The sequence below is a fragment of the Kushneria aurantia DSM 21353 genome, assembly GCF_000382245.1.
GTDB classification, from domain to species: Bacteria; Pseudomonadota; Gammaproteobacteria; order Pseudomonadales; family Halomonadaceae; genus Kushneria; species Kushneria aurantia.
The window spans coordinates 84,627-101,765 of record NZ_KB907875.1; the positions used below are offsets into that span (position 1 = coordinate 84,627).

At 64.5% G+C, this 17,139-nt stretch carries 15 protein-coding genes; 4 read left to right on the top strand and 11 right to left on the bottom strand.

The annotated features are described in order from the left end of the window. Positions 1-52: 52 nt before the first annotated feature. The 4 genes from H146_RS0111220 to H146_RS0111235 form a co-directional block, all read right to left on the bottom strand. A complete protein-coding gene (locus tag H146_RS0111220; protein ID WP_019951968.1) occupies positions 53-523 on the bottom strand; it encodes a thioesterase family protein in 471 nt (156 codons plus the stop codon). After that, positions 523-1,497, bottom strand: a complete 975-nt coding sequence (locus H146_RS0111225) for an L-carnitine dehydrogenase (protein ID WP_019951969.1) — start codon at positions 1,495-1,497, stop codon at positions 523-525. Before H146_RS0111225 ends, H146_RS0111220 begins: the two co-directional genes overlap by 1 nt. Next, positions 1,494-2,387: a beta-keto acid cleavage family enzyme gene (locus tag H146_RS0111230; protein ID WP_019951970.1), complete on the bottom strand. Its 894-nt coding sequence runs from the start codon at positions 2,385-2,387 to the stop codon at positions 1,494-1,496. The genes H146_RS0111225 and H146_RS0111230 overlap by 4 nt, the downstream gene beginning before the upstream one ends. Before the next feature lie 101 nt (positions 2,388-2,488). Further along, entirely contained in the window at positions 2,489-3,493 is a 1,005-nt protein-coding gene (locus H146_RS0111235) for a TerC family protein (protein WP_019951971.1), read from the bottom strand. Positions 3,494-3,872: 379 nt separating this feature from the next. Here H146_RS0111235 and H146_RS0111240 point away from each other — a divergent pair, with 379 nt between their 5' ends. Both H146_RS0111240 and H146_RS19180 read left to right on the top strand, forming a co-directional pair. Further along, positions 3,873-5,627: a sugar phosphorylase gene (locus H146_RS0111240; protein WP_019951972.1), complete on the top strand. Its 1,755-nt coding sequence runs from the start codon at positions 3,873-3,875 to the stop codon at positions 5,625-5,627. 145 nt (positions 5,628-5,772) lie between these two features. Beyond that, the gene (locus tag H146_RS19180) at positions 5,773-7,623 is read left to right on the top strand and encodes an ExeM/NucH family extracellular endonuclease (protein ID WP_019951973.1); all 1,851 of its coding nucleotides are present in this window, start codon (positions 5,773-5,775) and stop codon (positions 7,621-7,623) included. 37 nt (positions 7,624-7,660) lie between these two features. Here the strand turns inward: H146_RS19180 and H146_RS0111250 are convergent, their stop codons facing one another. Next, positions 7,661-8,881, bottom strand: coding sequence for a glycosyltransferase family protein (locus H146_RS0111250; RefSeq protein WP_019951974.1), 1,221 nt, complete (start codon positions 8,879-8,881; stop codon positions 7,661-7,663). Continuing rightward, a complete protein-coding gene (locus tag H146_RS0111255; protein ID WP_019951975.1) occupies positions 8,878-9,726 on the bottom strand; it encodes an HAD-IIB family hydrolase in 849 nt (282 codons plus the stop codon). Before H146_RS0111255 ends, H146_RS0111250 begins: the two co-directional genes overlap by 4 nt. A gap of 186 nt (positions 9,727-9,912) precedes the next feature. On the opposite strand from H146_RS0111255, the gene H146_RS21400 reads away from it, so the two are divergent. After that, positions 9,913-10,080, top strand: coding sequence for a hypothetical protein (locus tag H146_RS21400; protein ID WP_019951976.1), 168 nt, complete (start codon positions 9,913-9,915; stop codon positions 10,078-10,080). 242 nt (positions 10,081-10,322) lie between these two features. Next, a complete protein-coding gene (gene mqo / locus H146_RS0111265) occupies positions 10,323-12,077 on the top strand; it encodes a malate dehydrogenase (quinone) (RefSeq protein WP_019951977.1) in 1,755 nt (584 codons plus the stop codon). 105 nt (positions 12,078-12,182) lie between these two features. On the opposite strand, the gene H146_RS0111270 is transcribed toward mqo, so the two are convergent. Genes H146_RS0111270 through rfbB form a run of 5 tightly spaced genes read right to left on the bottom strand, consistent with a single transcriptional unit; the run spans position 12,183 to position 17,138 of the window. Beyond that, complete coding sequence (locus H146_RS0111270; RefSeq protein WP_019951978.1) at positions 12,183-13,637, bottom strand: mannose-1-phosphate guanylyltransferase/mannose-6-phosphate isomerase; 1,455 nt, start codon at positions 13,635-13,637, stop codon at positions 12,183-12,185. 22 nt (positions 13,638-13,659) lie between these two features. Continuing rightward, a complete protein-coding gene (rfbD, locus tag H146_RS0111275) occupies positions 13,660-14,571 on the bottom strand; it encodes a dTDP-4-dehydrorhamnose reductase (protein WP_019951979.1) in 912 nt (303 codons plus the stop codon). An 8-nt stretch (positions 14,572-14,579) separates the two neighbouring features. Further along, positions 14,580-15,131 carry a dTDP-4-dehydrorhamnose 3,5-epimerase gene (rfbC, locus tag H146_RS0111280; protein WP_019951084.1) on the bottom strand — a complete coding sequence of 184 codons (552 nt, stop codon included), beginning with the start codon at positions 15,129-15,131 and terminating at the stop codon, positions 14,580-14,582. Between the two features lies 1 nt (position 15,132). Beyond that, positions 15,133-16,014 carry a glucose-1-phosphate thymidylyltransferase RfbA gene (gene rfbA, locus H146_RS0111285; RefSeq protein ID WP_019951085.1) on the bottom strand — a complete coding sequence of 294 codons (882 nt, stop codon included), beginning with the start codon at positions 16,012-16,014 and terminating at the stop codon, positions 15,133-15,135. Between the two features lie 35 nt (positions 16,015-16,049). Continuing rightward, entirely contained in the window at positions 16,050-17,138 is a 1,089-nt protein-coding gene (rfbB, locus tag H146_RS0111290) for a dTDP-glucose 4,6-dehydratase (RefSeq protein ID WP_019951086.1), read from the bottom strand. Position 17,139 lies beyond the last annotated feature (1 nt).

Consider the following 17,139-nt stretch of genomic DNA (forward strand, 5'->3'; position numbering starts at 1 on the left):
ACGCATCGAGAAGCCACTCGGCCCCGGGCGGCGTAGCGGCTCCTCTACCCCGTCAGCGACGTATGCCGATACGTCGCCCGGCCTGCTTCGGCCACTCCTCCACCGCGCAGCGCGGCAGCCGCTCGATGGCCGCGGCCACCGCGTCGGGAAAGGGCGCCGGGCGGCCACTGGCGGTATCGATTCCCATCAGCATCTGCTCGCTGGTGGCCAGAACCTCACCCTCGCTATCATGCAGGGTGAAAAAGGGCTGCAGCCGCCTGGCATCAAGGTCCAGAAGCGTCATCCCGATCGTCACCTGCTGGCCTTCATACGCCTCCTTCAGGTAGCACAGATGGGTCTCCAGCGTGTAGAGGGTGTAGAGGGTGTAGCCGTGCTGCGCGCGGCCGCTGTCATCGAGGCCAATTTCCGTCATCAGTGCCTCGACGCCATACGAGAACAGCAGCGCGTAGGCGGCATCGTTCATGTGGCCGTTGTAGTCGACCCAGGCCGGCAGAACCGGCCGGCTCATGAGCGTTATCGCCATCAGATACGCCCCTCCAGCCCTTCGGCTTCCGGCCAGTAGCGCTCGACCACCGCCAGCAGCTCGGTGAGAAAGCGGTCGCGACGCGCCTCCAGTTCGGCGACCGGGCGACCTGCGGCCTGAAACTCGCAGCCCTCGGCGACCCGCTCGATCAGCTCGGGGGTCAGCTCGGGCGCCTGCAGTCGCGTCCAGGGCAGCTGCAGCGCCGGACCGAACTGTTCGAGCATATGGCGCATGCCCCCCTCGCCGCCGGCCAGGTGAAAGGTCAGAAAGGTGCCCATCAGCGACCAGCGCAACCCGGCACCGTAGACCACGGCGGCATCGACCTCCTCGGTGGTCGCCACACCGTCGTTGACCAGGTGCAGCGCCTCGCGCCACAGCGCCTCCATCAGGCGGTCGGCGATATGCCCCTCGATCTCGCGACGCACCCGCAGCGGACGCATACCCAGCTGCCGATAGCAGGTCTCGGCTTTCTGCAGCGCTGCGTCGGCACCCTGCTCACCGCCGACCAGCTCGACCAGTGGCAGCAGATAGACCGGATTGAAAGGATGCGCCACCAGTACGCGCTGTGGTGCGCGCTGGCATTTCGCACGCAGCTCGCCGGGTTTGATACCCGAAGTCGAGGAGCCGATCGGCACCGATGTCGGCAGTTCGGCATCAAGGCGCGCCAGCAGCGTCTGCTTGAGTTCGAGACGCTCGGGGGCGTTCTCCTGCACCAGATCGGCGCCTTCCAGCGCCTGTTCGAGGTCGGTCGTGAAATGGAGCCGATCGCGGCTGGCGCCTTCGGCCAGTCCGCGCCGCTGGAGCGCCGGCCAGGCGGTATCGATGGCAGCATACAGCCGCTCACCCGCTGCCGGATCGGGATCCCACGCACGCACATCGAGACCCGCCGCCAGCGCACGCGCCGCCCAGCCGTTACCGATCACCCCACAGCCCACCACGGCCAGGGTCTTCAGGGCCTTCTCCTGCCCGCTCATAACTTACCTCCCGGGGTGCGCAGCCCCAGCCGAGCACGGGTTTCGGCAGGCGTCATGACCCTCGCGCCGAGCGCCTCGACGATACCGGCAGCCTTCTCTACCAGCCCGGCGTTGTCCGCCTTCACTCCCTTCGAGAGATAGAGATTGTCCTCCAGCCCGACCCGTACATGGCCGCCCAGCAACACCGCCTGGGCCACCATCGGCATCTGCATGCGGCCGATACCGAAGGCCGCCCAGTGGGCGTTGGCCGGCAGCCGATCGCGCATGGTGAGCATGGTCTGAGTGTCCGCCTCGGCGCCCCAGGGAATACCGAGACAGAGCTGAAACAGCGGCTCGTCGTCGATCAGCCCCTCCTCGATCAGCTGACGGGCGAAGCGAACATGGCCGGTATCGAAGCACTCCAGCTCCGGCTTGACGCCGGCATCACGCACCAGCGCCGCCTGCTCGCGCAGCCAGTCGGCGCTGTTGAGATAGACCATATCGCCGAAGTTGAGACTGCCGCAGTCCAGCGTACAGATCTCCGGCAGCAGCTCGCCCACCGGCGCATGGCGCTCGGCGGGGGTCTGCAGATCGCTGCCGGGCCCGGCACGCAGCTCACCGCCGGTCAGTTGGGGGAAAAGATCGCCGCCACCGCCGGCGGTCAGGTTGAGCACGATATCCGTATCGGCGGCGCGCACCCGCTCGACCACCTCGCGAAAATGGGCGCTGTCATGGCTGACGCCGCCGGTATCGGGATCACGCACGTGAATATGGGCGATACTGGCGCCCGCCTTTGCCGCCTCGATGGCGCTGCGGGCGATCTGCTCGGGCGTGACGGGCACCGCACTGTTGCGCTGCGGCGTATCGCCGGCGCCGGTCACCGCACAGGTGAGAATAACGTTGGGGTTCAAGGCGCACCTCCGGGCTGTGGTAAACACCCAGTATCGGCGCGCGCCGCCGCCGCTATTTGACGTCAGTCGACGGCTTTTTGACGTGGCACGACAGACCCACGCTACGACTTTTCAGTCGGTGCTGCCTTGCCACGCCGGCTCCTGATCAGGCTGGCCAGTGTGGTCACCACCAGGATGGCGACGATCACCGACAGCGAGAAGACGATCGACACGTGCGGCACCCACTCCAGCGGCTGACCGCCGTTGATGAACGCCAGGTTGTTCTCGACCATAGCGTGCATCACCAGTTTGACGCCGATAAAGCCCAGCACCAGCGACAGCCCGATACCCAGATAGACCAGCCGATCAAGCAGTCCGCCGAGCAGGAAGTAGAGCTGGAGCAGGCCCAATAGCGCAAAGGCGTTGGCGGTAAAGACGATATAGGGCTCCTGCGTCAGGCCATAGATCGCGGGGATGGAGTCGAGCGCAAACAGCAGGTCGGTCATCCCCAACGTCAATACCACCAGAAAGAGCGGCGTCACTACCCTCTTGCCGTTCTCGCGGGCGAAAAGCTTCTGCTCGTGGAACTGCTGGGTTACCGGCAGATGACGCTCGGCGAACTTCACCAGTGCGTTGGGCTCGAACTCATCCTCGTTGGGGCCATGGCCGCGCAGGCTCTCCACGCCCAGCTTGAAGGCGGTATAGAGCAGAAAGAGGCCAAAGATATAGAATACCCAACTGAACTCATTGATCGCCGCCGCACCCACGGCGATGAAGATGCCGCGCATGATCAGCGCCATCACAATGCCGATCAGCAGCGCTTTCTGCTGATAGATACTGGGCACTGAAAACTTCGCCATGATGATGGCGAAAACGAAGAGATTATCCACCGACAGGCTCTTCTCGGTGATGAAGCCGGCGAAATACTCCACGCCGTGCTGATGGCCCCAGACGAGCCACAGGCCGCCGCCGAAAAGAAGCGCCAGGGTGATATAGAACACCGACCACAGCGCCGACTCCTTCATGGAGGGCGCGTGCGGCTTGCGCACATGCGAGAAAAAATCGAAAACGAAGATGGCGGCGAAGGCCGCGATCGTGACACCCCAGACCCAGAAGGGCACACTCATGATAAGCGCTCCGGCAAGGGCCAGCAGCGGTCGAGCTGGCTTCACCGGAGTGAAACTGCCTGCGCTGGCCGTAGATTTACCGGAGGTCTCTTCCGCCCCGGCCTTCGCTGCCGCAGAAAAAAGCGGCAGGGCAAAGGCGAGGCCCGCGGCACCGGGTGCTGCACGCGCAGACACCGTGATGACGACACCGCTGCGGGGGAATACTCCCCTCCTGTTGTCGGCCAGAAGTGTCGTTCACGGGATGTCGCGGCGCAATTTATTTTTGCCCGGCGCTGGGCAAAACCGATTATTTTACCGCCATGCGTTGCAATTCATTTCGCGCCGCGCTTCGCTTGTGTTATGCCAACCGCATCGTGACAACAACAAGCCGGAGCCCGCCATGTCATCGGATCATCACCCCGTCACCGCGCTGACCAGGGAGCAATTTGCCGAACGCGCCGCCAGCGAGCTCGAGTTCGTCTACGGCGAGCGCAGCCGCGAAATTCTGCGTCGCCTGCAGACGCTGATCGACAACCAGCGCGAGGCGCTTGCGAGCGCCCCGAAACCGCTATGGAGCGAGCGCACACAGCTGCTGATCACCTACGGCGACAGCGTGGTGCAGGAAGATGGCACCGAACCGCTGGATGCGCTGGACGACTTCATGCGCACCCACCTGGGCGACACCTTCAGCGCCATTCATATCCTGCCCTTCTACCCCTGGAGCAGCGACGACGGTTTCGCTGTCATTCACTACCGCGAGGTCAGCCCGGGGCTGGGCGACTGGCCGCAGATTCGCCACCTCGGCGAGCGCTACAACCTGATGTTTGATCTGGTGATCAACCACGTCTCGCGCGAATCGCTGTGGTTTACCGACTACCTCGCCGGCAGCCAGCCCGGGCGCGACTACTTCATCGAGATGGACCCCAATACCGATGTCAGCGCGGTTACCCGGCCGCGCAATACGCCGCTGCTGGTCCCGGTCAACACCCGCCGCGGCCAGCGCCACGTGTGGGCCACCTTCTCCGACGACCAGATCGACCTCAACTACGCCAACCCCGACGTGTTGATCGAGATGCTCGGCGTGCTGCTGTTCTACATTCGCCAGGGAGCGCGGCTGATCCGCCTTGATGCCATCGCCTACTTGTGGAAGGAGCTGGGCACCCGCTGCATTCACCTGCCGCAGACCCATGCCATCGTGCGTCTGATCCGCGCGCTGATCGACCACGTCGCCCCCGGCGCCCTGCTGCTGACCGAAACCAACGTGCCGCATCACGAAAACCTGAGCTACTTCGGCGACGGCGACGAGGCGCACATGGTGTATCAGTTCACCCTGCCGCCACTGGTGCTGCACACCCTGACCACCGGCAACGCCGAGCAGCTCACCGAGTGGGCCGCGACGCTGCCGCCGCTGCCCGACGGCTGCACCTACTTCAACTTCACCGCCAGCCACGACGGCGTTGGCGTGCGCGCTCTGGAGGGGCTGCTGCCGCAGCACGATGTCGAGGCGCTGCTGGAGCTGATGCAGCGCTTCGGCGGTTTCGTGAGCATGAAAACCGGTGCCGACGGCAAGGACTCGCCCTACGAGATCAACATCACCTATTACGATGCGCTCAAGGGCACCCGCAAGGGCCCCGACCCCTGGCAGAGCGCCCGCTTCATCTGCTCGCAGACCATCATGCTGGGGCTTCAGGGTGTACCGGCGGTCTACATCCACAGCCTGCTGGGCACTCTCAACGACCACGAAAACGTCACCCGCACCGGTCATCTGCGCGCCATCAACCGCAAGCACTGGCAGCGCGAGCCGCTGGAACTGCAGCTTGAGGCCTACAGCACGCCCACCCATATCGTTTTCGAAGCGCTCACCGGTCGTCTGCGCGTGCGCCGCGAGGAGCCCTGCTTCCACCCCGACACCGCACAGAAAATTCTCCATCTCGGCCCGCAGTTTTTCGCCTTCATGCGCGGGCCGCTGGCCGATGGCCGCCGCCTGTTGGCGATTCATAACGTCACCGACAAGCCGCAGCGCCTCGAACTGCCGGACGGCTACGCCAGCGAAGAGTGGCGCGACCTGCTGGGACGCTTCGAACCCTACGGCGAAAATCCGGTGCTCAAACCCTACCGCAGCTGCTGGCTGGTCAACGACGCCCAGCCGCGCTGAAAGGCGGGGCAAAACCCGGCTGCTGTGATCGGCGTGTCTCCGCGACTACATTACGCCGGGTTCGATAACCGATGCGGCTCGCAGACTCGAACCGGCGGGCCGCATCAGCTGCATGGAAAGTGACAGCAGGACGCAGGGAGCAATTATGGATCTTCCCCCGGTGGCGTTGATCTCCACCCTTCAGGGCAGCGGTATGCAGAGCGCCATGGTCGGTGAACGGGTCAGCGTCGAGGCGATCGTCACGCTGGACGCGCGCGCCGGCCTCGACGGCTTCTTCCTGCAGGAGGAGGACACCGACAGCGACGGCGACGCCACCACCTCGGAGGGCCTCTTCGTCTACCTGCCCGATGACACCGACTTCGCCGACGTCACCACGGGCGATCGCGTGCGGCTCTCCGGCAGCGTCGAAGAGTTCCGCGGCAAGACGCAGCTGGGCGATATCGAGGCACTGGCGGTTACCGGCCGCCGCCAGCCGCTGCCCACCGCTGCCGGGATCAGCCTGCCGATCGACGACAAATCACACCTCGCCGCCTTCGAGAGCATGCGCGTGCAGGTGGGTGGTATGGACGGCATGCCCCTGAGCGTTACCGACACCTTCGAGCTGGCACGCTACGGCAGCGTCACCCTCTCCACCGGCGGGCGTCTTGCGCCGTTCACCCAGCAGCACGCCCCACACCGGGCGCGCTATCAGCGTTGGCTCGACCGCCTCGCGAGCCGCTCGATCATCCTCGACGACGCCAGCAGCGCGCGCTACCCGCAACAGATTCAGTACGGCCGCGGCGGCGACGCGCTCGCCGCCGACAATACCCTGCGCGGCGGCGACACCCTCGAAATCGCCACCGGCGTACTCGACTTCGCCTTTCAGCAGTGGCGCATCCAGAACGACGGCGGGCTCGATTTCCAACCCGCCAACCCGCGACCGGCGCAGCCCGACGCCGAGGCGCTGGGCGATGCCGACCTGCGGATCGCCTCCTTCAACCTGCTCAACTACTTCACCACCCTCGACCGCGCCGGCAACGAGATCACCACCCCGAGCGGCTATCAGCACACGCCGCGCGGCGCCAACAGCGCCCGGGAGCTGGCGCGCCAGCAGCGCAAACTGGTAGCGGCGATCAACGCCAGCGGCGCCGATATCGTCGGCCTCAACGAGATCGCCAACGACGGCTACGGTGACAGCAGCGCGATCGCCACCCTGGTGGCAGCGCTCAATGGCGCCGCCCCTGAAGCCGACTGGCGCTACATCACCCCGCGCGACGCCGAGGGCGCGGTTATCTCCCCCGGCAACGACGCCATCGCCGTCGGACTGATCTATCGCGCGGCAAGCGTTACGCCGGTGGGCAGCGCCGCCGTCAACAGCAGCGGCGCCTTCGCCACTGCCAACCGCGCCCCGCTGGTACAGAGCTTTCGTTACAACGATCCCACGGGCAGTGGCGAGGTCTTCTCGGTAGCGGTCAATCACTTCAAATCGAAGGGCAGCGTGGTCAACGGCGAGACGGCCATCGGCGACGGCCAGGGCAACAACAATCCCACCCGGGTCGAGGCCGCGCAGCAGTTGGCCGACTGGCTGGCCAGCGACCCCACCCACAGCGGCGACAGCGACGTCCTGATCATCGGCGATCTCAACAGCTACGCCATGGAAGATCCCATCACCACCCTGCAGGCCGAGGGCTACACCCTCCTCGATGATGGCTACTCCTGGCGCTATAACGGCCAGTGGGGCTCACTCGATCATGCGCTGGCCAGCCCCTCGCTGCTCGGGCAGGTGACCGGTGCCACCATCTGGCACATTAATGCCGACGAACCGGTGGCGCTCGACTACAACACCGAGAACAAAAGCGACCGACAGATCAAGGCGCTCTACGACGACAGCCCCTACCGCGCCTCGGATCACGATCCTGTGGTGGTGGGGCTTGGGTGGGACGCAAAACCGACGCTCGCGCCCGAAGGCAGCGCCGAGGAGTCAGGAATATCCGGCGCCAAATGTATATTTCCATAATATACAACGCACCACGCATGCTTTCAGCCCTTCCTGTCTACACATCCCCGTTGTTATCGGCCTCGACAGCGTCGTAAAGGCGCTCCAGCATCCGCGGGAAGGCGGATTGCACGCGGCTCCAGCTGGGAATGAAGGGCTTGTCGCGCGGGCTTTCGAGGAAGGTCGTGCCCGCCTCCATGATGCTCTGGGCGAACAACTCGACCGCCTGCTCCTCGCTGTGCCGGTCAAGCTGCAGGCCGTTCATGGTAGCGTCGTGGTAGTAGTTCTCGATGATATCCAGCGCGGTACGGTAGTAGGTCGCCTTGAGCGTGCGGAAGTGCGCCTCGCTCATCGTCACGCCCAGCGTTGCCAGCTTGCGATAAAGCGCCTTGGCGATATCGGTGCTCATGCGATAGAGCCCGTTGGAGGCGTCCTCCGCTGACAGCGGCTGATGCTTATGGTCGTAATTGTCGGCGATATCCACCTGACACAGGCGCTTGGTGGAGTAGTTGCGGTGCACTTCGGAGAGCACGCCGATCTCCAGGCCCCAGTCGCTGGGAATGCGAATGTCGTTGAGCACGTCGGAGCGCATGGCGAACTCACCCGACAGCGGATAGCGGTAGCTGTCGAGGTATTTAAGGTAATCGAGCGGCCCGTGAATCTTTTTCAGCGCGCGCAAAAGCGGCGTCACCATCAGCCGCCCGACCCTTCCGTTGAGCTTGCCGTCGGCAATACGGGCGTAATAGCCCTTGCAGAACTCGTAGTTGAAGTTCGGATTGGCGACCGGATACAGCAGCCGTGCCAGCATCGAACGGTCATAGGTGAGAATATCGCAGTCGTGCAGCGCAATCGCCTCGGCGCTTCCCGAGGCCAGCGCGTAGCCCGAGCAGAACCACACATTGCGGCCCTTACCGGGCTCCTGGGGAGCCAGCTCTTCGGAAGCCAGCTCGGCATCCAGTTCCCGCAGGCGCGGTCCGTCGTTCCACAGAATACGGTGGCGCTGCGGCAGGCGCGAGAAAAAGTCGCGAGCGTAGAGAAACTGATCGCGGCTGGCGCGATCAAGGCCGATGATAATCTCGCCGAGATACGCCACCTTCGACAGCTCATCGACGATACGACTCAGCGCCGGCCCCTCCAGCTCGGAAAACAGCGACGGCAGGATCAGCCCCATCGGCCGACGCTTCGAGAAGCCGAGCAGCTCCCCCTCCATATCCTCCAGCGGACGGCGCGTCAGATTGTGAAAATTGGTGATAATACCGTTCTGATAGAAATCACTCATGGCGCATCTCCCTGCCAGGCCGCCAGCCAGTGGTCCAGCCCTTCCGACCAGCCTTCAGGCCCCTTCGTCTTTGTTGTATAGAGCGAACCGATACCCTCAACGTCAATCTCGATATCATGCTCCCCCCGGATCAGAACAGCTTCGTCCACTGCCTGCAACATGGGCAGGTCGTTGGGGCCATCGCCAAGCCCGATCGTGCGCGGTCGCACGCCGTAAAGCTGTTGATAGCGCGCCACCAGCCAGTCGATCGCCTGCCCCTTGCCGCTGCCTTCCCCCATGACATGATAAAAGCGCCCGCCGCGGGTCAGTGCCAACCCGGCCTCACCCAGCAGCGTCGTAAAACGCTTTAGCGCCTCGTCGCTATCTTCCCACACCAGTGGTTCGGTGGCCTCGCGCCGGCGCGCCAGGCTGGCGCCCTGCTCACCCAGCCCGGTCAGCGACATCACCTCCTCGAGCGCCATGTCATTGAAACCGCGAAAGGCAAGCCCCTCACTGGCCCGCAGTTGCTCCAGCACCTCGCCAATACGCTGATATGAAGCACCGGTCAGCTCCAGCCCCCAGCCGTGGCGGTCAACGCGCTGACCGTCATCTCCGTCGTTGCGCCAGTGAGGCGGCAGATGGATCGACCCGCCGTTTTCGGCGATAAAGGGCCCCGTCAGCGCCAGCTCGAGCTGCAGCGGCGCGATTTCGGCGGCGGTCTTGCTGCTGTTGATGATGACCGGCACCTGCGCGCGGGAAAGCCGCGCCAGCCAGCCGTCGGCCGGCGCGTGGTCATAGCTGGCGTGGTCGAGCAGAGAGCCGTCAAGGTCGGTGAAAATCAAAAGCGGCGAGCGGGTATCTGACATGGTCGAACTCATGGCCGGGTAAACCTCCAGAATAGCCTGAAATGACGCCCAGCAGCCTGTCGGACTTAACGCTGACCGGCTGCTGGAAAAGTCTCTCATGGCTGTCATGCAGACTTCACGCAGCGGACATCCCCTGTTCATCCGGCGCCCCCATCATGGCGGCATTGCCCACCGAGGAGAACGCCAATGTTGTCCATGCTGACACTGATTGCCATCGCGACCATCATGCTGCTGAGCGTCGTGCTGCTGAGCTTCAGGGTGTTCGACAGCCGCCCCGAGGTGAGTGACGACGAACACCAGCTGGTGACGCTGGGCGCCGCCAGGCCGCGCGAGCCCGGGGTAGAGATTCGTTAGCACATCACAACAAACGCCACATCGCCACATCCTCGTGTGTAATAACAAGACCCGCCTTGAGCGGGCTTTTTTACTTCAAGTGTGTTTTTTTATTAAAAAAAGTATCGCTACCTATTTTTATATTTAACTGCACAGACCCTCTCTCTGCCGCTGCGCTAAAATGTCGCAGCCAAACAGCTTTCGGGACAACGTGGCACGCCCCGCTTTCCCGACATAACATCGAACAGCAAGCCGAGAGAGACATGAGAAAACAGCTCACCGCAGCCCTGGGGCTGCATCTCTGCATGCTGCCGGGCTTCGCGCTCGCCGGCGAGCAGAACACGTCCAGCGACGACGATGTCGTCGACGTCGTACTGATCGGTGGCGGCACCATGAGTGTCACCCTGGGCACCTGGCTCAACGAACTCGAGCCGGGCTGGAACATCCATCTCTACGAGCGGCTGGACAGCATCGCCCAGGAGAGCTCCGACGGCTGGAACAATGCCGGCACCGGGCACTCCGCCTTCTGCGAAATGAACTATACCCCGCCTACCGATGACGGCGGCGTGGACATTTCACGCGCCATCGGCGTCACCGAGCAGTTCGAAATCTCGCGTCAGTTCTGGGCCCACCAGGTCGAGCGCGGCATTCTGCCCGACCCCAACGACTTTATCTCCAACGTGCCGCACGTCAGCGTGGTGTGGGGGCAGGACAATATCGACTTCCTGCGCGAGCGCTACAGCCGCATGTCGGAGAACCCGCTCTACGCCGGCATGGAGTACACCGAAGACAACGCCACCATGGCCGAGTGGATGCCGCTGGTAATGGATGGCCGCGAGGATGGCACGCCGATGGCCGCCACCCGCATGCAGCTCGGCACCGAGGTCAACTGGGGCGCCATGACCCGTCAGATGGCCGATAACCTAGCCCGGCAGAACAACGTCTCGCTGACCATGAACAGTGAAGTGCGCGGGCTGGACCGCAACGACGACGGCACCTGGCGCGTCACCATCGCCGACCTGGAGAGCGGTGATACCCACACCGTCAACAGCCGCTACGTCTTCAACGGCGCCGGCGGTGCGGCGCTGCTGCTGCTGCAGGAGTCCGGCATTCCCGAGGCCGAGCAGTACGCCGGCTTCCCGGTGGGCGGCTCCTTCCTCTACACCACCAACCAGGACGTGGTGTCGCGTCACGACGTCAAGGCCTACGGTCTGGCCGCCGAGGGCTCGCCGCCGATGTCGGTACCGCACCTCGACCGCCGCTTCCTCGACGGCCAGCCAGCGCTGTTCTTCGGCCCCTTCGCGACCTTCTCGACGAAGTTTCTGAAAAACGGCTCCTGGACCGACCTGTTCTCGTCGATGACTTTCAGCAACACCCTGCCGATGATGAAGGTGGGCCTGAACAACTTCAATCTGGTGCGCTACCTGGTCGGCCAGGTCCTGCAGGACCGCGAGGACCGCCTGGCAGCACTGCGCCAGTATTACCCCGACCTCAACCCGGACGATTGGCAGCTGTGGAATGCCGGTCAGCGCGTACAGATCATCAAGAAAACCGAAGATGGCAGCCGCCTGCAGTTCGGTACCGAAGTGGTGGTCTCCGAGGATGGCACCATGTCGGCACTGCTGGGTGCCTCACCGGGTGCCTCCACCGCACCGCCGATCATGCTCAACCTGATGACCCGCGTCTTCCCCGACCGCTTCGAGAGCGACGCGTGGCAGTCGACCCTGCGCGACATCATTCCCTCACTGGGCATGCAGCTTGCCGACAACCCGGAAATGCTGCGCCAGGTTCGCATCGATACCGCCAACATGCTGCAGCTTGAAGGCCAGGCGGAATTCATCCGCGCCAACCTGCCCGGCGGTGACGACAGCGCGCCGAGCGACAGCAGCAGCGCCAACGTGGGTGAAGCAACCAACCCGACAGACGAAGCCGTCGATGTCGACGGCCCCGTGGATGGTCCGGTAGGTGATGTCGAAAACGCCGACGTCAGCGAGCGTCAGGAGAGCGCCAACCCCTGAAGCCGGGACAGGAGCCCGAATCTTTCGGGCCCATGCCACGCAAAACGGCGCCCCGCGGGGCGCCGTTTTTGTGTAAAAAAGCGTTTTGTGTAAAAAGCGCGCGGCTCATGAGTCGCGTCGGTAGCGATCCTCGAAACGCACGATATCGTCCTCTTCCAGATAGCGCCCGGTCTGCACCTCGATCAGGCGCAGCGCGATGCGGCCGGGATTTTCCAGCCGATGAACGGTACCCAGCGGCAGATAGATCGACTCGTCCTCGGCGACCATAGTGGTCGTCAACGACGTCATGGAGTGATCATCGCGGTCGCCTCGGGTCACTCTGGCCGTGCCCTGCACCACCACCCAGTGCTCGGCGCGATGATGATGTTTCTGCAGCGACAGCGCCTCGCCCGGCTGCACCATGATCTCCTTGACCTGAAAGCCCTCACCGCGAACCATCGAACGGTACCAGCCCCAGGGCCGATAGACGCGCGAGTGCGTGCGGCTCTCCGGGCGCTCTGCCTGCTCCAGGCGCGCCACGATCTGCTTCAGGTCCTGCATGCGGTCGCGAGACGCCAGCAGCACGGCGTCCTCGGTCTCCACCGCAATCACACTGGCAAGCCCCAGCGTCGCCACCAGCCGCGACTGACTGATGACCAGACTATCGCGCGTGCCTTCCAGCAGCACATCGCCCTCGGTGACATTGCCCGCCGCATCGCGCTGGCCGCTTCTGGCCTCGAATACGGCGTCCCAGGCGCCGATATCGCTCCAGCCACAGCTCAATGGCAGCACGGCGGCACGCTCGGTGTGCTCCATGACGGCGTAGTCGAGAGAGATCGACGGCCCACTTTCGAAGGCCGTCGCATCGGGGCGAATAAAATCGAGATCCCGGCAACCACCCTGCCAGGCCAGCGTCGCCGCTTCCAGCACGGCGGCAGCGTGCTGCGCCAGCGCATCGAGCAGCGCGCGGGCATCGACAAGGAACATGCCGCTGTTCCAGAAATAGCCACCGGCCTGCAGATAGCCCTCGGCGGTCGCGGCATCCGGTTTCTCGACGAATTCGCTCACCGCCATACCGTGAGTGAGCGCTTGCCCCGAACGGATGTAACCATAACCGGTATGAGCCGAGCGCGGCGTAATACCGAAGGTGACCAGATACCCCTCATCGAGCAGCGCCCTGCCCTGCTCGACGGCCATCGCCAGTGCCGCTTCGTCTTCCAGCAGGTGATCCGCCGGCATTATCAGCAACCGGGCGCTGTCGTATCGGGAAAGCGCCTGCAGCGCCGCCAGCGCAATTGCCGGCGCAGTATTGCGCGGCGCCGACTCCAGCACGATATCGGCGCCCTCGATGCCGGCCTGGCGCAGTTGCTCGGCGACCAGAAAACGATGCACCTCGTTGCAGACCACAATCGGCGCCTCGGGCCGATCGAATCCAGTCAGCCGCCCCAGCGTCTGCTGTAACAGCGAACGCTGCGGGTCCAGAAGCGGCAGAAACTGCTTGGGGTAGTGGCTACGCGACGCCGGCCATAGGCGGGTACCGGCGCCGCCGGAGAGAATAACGGGAACAAGTGGTGCACGCATTGATTCACTCCGGCGTTATCGGTCAGCCATGCTCAAGCGCTCTCATACACTGGCGCAGCGCGTCGCGCCAGTGCGGCATGCGAAGTTCGAAACGCTGCTCCAGCGGCGCGATATCCAGCCGCGAATTGGCCGGACGCGGCGCCGGCTGTGGGTATTCGCCGGAAGGAATCGCGACCACCTGCGGCACCTCGTCGGCGCCCATGATCCCGAGCGCCACCGCTTCCTCGAAAATCGCTACCGCAAAGCCGTGCCAGCTTACCGCGCCGGCGGCAGTCAGGTGCCAGCTACCGGCGCGGTCGTCGGCCCAGCCGCTGCGGCGCCAGTCGTGCAGTGCCAGCGCCGTGGTGTCGGCGATGGTGGCCGCCCAGGTAGGCGCACCGATCTGGTCATCGATCACCTTCAGCTGATCGCGCTCGCGCCCGACCCGCAGCATGGTGCGCACGAAGTTGTGGCCATGGGCGGCGTATACCCAGCTGGTGCGCAGCACCATCGCTTTGGCAGCGGCGGCGGCGATCGCCCGCTCACCCTCCAGCTTGGTACGGCCATACACCGAGCGCGGCGCCAGCGGCGCGTCGATGCCGTGCGGCGTCTCGCCGCTGCCCTCGAACACGTAATCGGTCGAGTAGTGCACCAGTGCGGCGCCGCTTTCGGCACAGGCGCCGGCCAGCTCCGCCACCGCGCCGGCGTTGAGGCGGTGCGCCCGGTCGGGCTCCTCTTCGGCGCGGTCCACCGCCGTCCAGGCGGCGGCATTGACCACCACCTTCGGCTTCAGCCGGTGCACCGTCTCGGCCACTGCCCCGGGGTGTGCCAGGTCGCACTCGGCGCGGCCCAGCGCGCGGCCGTGGCCGAAGGGCTGCAGTGCCCGGCTCAGCTCGCGCCCCACCTGGCCGTTGGCGCCCAGAATCAGATAGTCGAGAGGTTCACCGGTTTCCATGCCATTGCTCATTCGAATACCTCGGCATCGGCCAGCAGCGGTGCGGCGCGATCCTTGTCGGAAAGGGCCATCTCAGCGGCCTGCGCCTCGGGCCATACAATGCCGATCTGCGGGTCGTCAAAGCGAATCGAGCGCTCCGAGGCGGGATGATAGAAATCGGTCGCCTTGTAGAGAAAATCGGCCTGCTCGGAGAGCACCAGAAAGGCGTGGCCGAAGCCTTCCGGTACCCACAGCTGGCGGTGGTTGTCGCCGCTAAGCTCGACTCCGGTCCACTGCCCGAAACGGGGCGAGGCGCGGCGCAGATCGACCGCCACGTCGAACACCCGGCCGTGGGTCACCCGCACCAGCTTGCCCTGGGTCTGTTCCAGCTGGTAGTGAATGCCGCGCAGCACGCCACCGCGCGAGCGCGAGTGGTTGTCCTGCACGAACTCGCGCCGACAGCCGGTGGCCGCCTCGAAGGCGCGGCGGTTGAAGCTCTCCATGAAAAAGCCGCGCTCGTCGCCGAACACCTTCGGCGCCAGAATCACGACTTCCGGCAGTTCGGTCTCGATAGCCTGCATATCAGCGTCGCTCCGCCTTGACGGTTTGTTGCAGATACCGGCCGTAGCCGCTCTTGGCCAGCGGCGCGGCGAGCGCCAGCAGCGCCTCGGTATCGATCCAGCCCCGGCGCCAGGCGATCTCTTCCGGGCAGCAGAGCTTGAGCCCCTGGCGATGTTCGAGGGTGGCGACGAAGTGCGAGGCCTCCAGCAGCGAATCGTGGGTGCCGGTATCCAGCCAGGCAAAGCCGCGCCCCATCATCTCGACCTGCAGATCGCCGCGCGCCATATAGAGCCGGTTGATGTCGGTGATCTCCAGCTCGCCGCGGTCGGAGGGTTCGAGATTTTTCGCCATCTCGACCACGTCGCTGTCGTAGAAGTAGAGCCCGGTGACCGCATAGGACGATTTCGGCACCGCCGGTTTCTCTTCCAGCGACGTAGCGCGGCCGTTCTCATCGAAATCGACCACGCCGTAGCGCTCCGGATCGTTAACATGATAGGCGAACACGCTGGCACCGCTTTCCTGCGCCATGGCGCGCTCCAGCAGCGGCTGGAAGTCGTGGCCGTAAAAAACGTTGTCGCCCAGCACCAGGCAGCTCGGCGCGCCGGCGAGGAAATCCTCGGCAATAATGAACGCCTGCGCCAGACCATCAGGCGAGGGCTGCACGGCGTACTCGATGCGAATGCCCCACTGGCGGCCGTCGCCCAGCAGCTCCTCGAAGCGCGGCGTGTCGCGGGGGGTGGAGATAATCAGAATCTCGTCAATGCCCGCCAGCATCAGGGTGGAGAGCGGATAGTAGATCATCGGCTTGTCATACACCGGCAGCAGCTGCTTGGAGGTTGCCAGGGTTACCGGATGCAGCCGGGTGCCGGAGCCGCCGGCCAGAATAATGCCTTTTCGTTTCATATCGGAAGATCCGTCCTTTTGGATGCCTGCTGCCCTTATGGTGTACCGCTGCCCGGCGGCGCCCCATATTGGCGCTCGGTCCATTCGCGGTAGGCGCCGCTGGTCACACCGGCAATCCAGTCGTCGTTGTTTAGATACCAGGCAACCGTTTTGCGCAGGCCGGAGTCGAAGGACTCCTGCGGGCGCCAGCCCAGCTCACGCTCGATCTTTTCCGCGTCGATGGCGTAGCGTCTGTCATGGCCGGGCCGGTCGGTGACGTAGGTGATCAGGTCAGCGTAGCGCGCCACGCCCTCGGGGTGAGTGGGCGCCAACTCCTCCAGCAGCGCGCAGATGCGCTCGACCACCTCGAGATTACGGTGCTCGTTGTGGCCGCCGATGTTATAGGTCTCCCCCACCTCGCCGGCTTCCAGCACGCGCACCAGCGCCCGGGCATGGTCCTCCACATAGAGCCAGTCGCGCACCTGGCCACCGTCGCCATATACCGGCAATGGCCGGCCGGCGCGGGCGTTGAGGATGATCAGCGGGATCAGCTTTTCGGGGAAATGGAAGGGGCCGTAATTATTGGAGCAGTTGGTGACCAGCACCGGCAGCCCATAGGTGCGGTGCCAGGCGCGCACCAGGTGGTCGGAGCCCGCCTTGCTGGCCGAATAGGGCGAGCTGGGCGCATAGGGGGTCTCTTCGGTGAAAAGCCCCTCGGGGCCGTCGAGATCGCCGTAGACCTCATCGGTGGACACATGATGGAAGCGAAACGCCGCGCGGCGCGCGGCGGGCAGCGCCTCGAAGTAGCGCCGCGCCGCCTCCAGCAGCACGCCGGTGCCGACCAGGTTGGTATGAATGAAATCGGCGGGGCCGTGAATCGAGCGGTCCACGTGGCTCTCCGCGGCCAGATGCATGACCGCATCGGGCCGATGGCGCTCGAAAGTCGCATTGAGGCCATCGGCATCGGCGATATCGAGCCGCTCGAAGGCGTAGCGCGGGCTCTCGGCCGACTGACCCAATGAGGCCAGGTTGCCGGCGTAGGTCAGCTTGTCGACGTTGACCACGCTGTGTTCGGTCTCATTGATCAGATAGCGAATGACCGCCGAACCGATAAAGCCGGCACCGCCGGTTACAAGAATTTTCATC

Bases quoted from the DNA above. Each gene is read 5' to 3' on its own strand.
- H146_RS0111250 (WP_019951974.1), bottom strand. From the start codon at position 8,881: ATGAGTGATTTCTATCAGAACGGTATTATCACCAATTTTCACAATCTG.
- H146_RS19180 (WP_019951973.1), top strand. From the start codon at position 5,773: ATGGATCTTCCCCCGGTGGCGTTGATCTCCACCCTTCAGGGCAGCGGT.
- H146_RS21400 (WP_019951976.1), top strand. From the start codon at position 9,913: ATGTTGTCCATGCTGACACTGATTGCCATCGCGACCATCATGCTGCTG.
- H146_RS0111240 (WP_019951972.1), top strand. From the start codon at position 3,873: ATGTCATCGGATCATCACCCCGTCACCGCGCTGACCAGGGAGCAATTT.
- rfbA (WP_019951085.1), bottom strand. From the start codon at position 16,014: ATGAAACGAAAAGGCATTATTCTGGCCGGCGGCTCCGGCACCCGGCTG.
- mqo (WP_019951977.1), top strand. From the start codon at position 10,323: ATGAGAAAACAGCTCACCGCAGCCCTGGGGCTGCATCTCTGCATGCTG.
- rfbB (WP_019951086.1), bottom strand. From the start codon at position 17,138: ATGAAAATTCTTGTAACCGGCGGTGCCGGCTTTATCGGTTCGGCGGTC.
- H146_RS0111270 (WP_019951978.1), bottom strand. From the start codon at position 13,637: ATGCGTGCACCACTTGTTCCCGTTATTCTCTCCGGCGGCGCCGGTACC.
- rfbC (WP_019951084.1), bottom strand. From the start codon at position 15,131: ATGCAGGCTATCGAGACCGAACTGCCGGAAGTCGTGATTCTGGCGCCG.
- H146_RS0111220 (WP_019951968.1), bottom strand. From the start codon at position 523: ATGGCGATAACGCTCATGAGCCGGCCGGTTCTGCCGGCCTGGGTCGAC.
- H146_RS0111225 (WP_019951969.1), bottom strand. From the start codon at position 1,497: ATGAGCGGGCAGGAGAAGGCCCTGAAGACCCTGGCCGTGGTGGGCTGT.
- H146_RS0111255 (WP_019951975.1), bottom strand. From the start codon at position 9,726: ATGTCAGATACCCGCTCGCCGCTTTTGATTTTCACCGACCTTGACGGC.
- rfbD (WP_019951979.1), bottom strand. From the start codon at position 14,571: ATGGAAACCGGTGAACCTCTCGACTATCTGATTCTGGGCGCCAACGGC.
- H146_RS0111235 (WP_019951971.1), bottom strand. From the start codon at position 3,493: ATGAGTGTGCCCTTCTGGGTCTGGGGTGTCACGATCGCGGCCTTCGCC.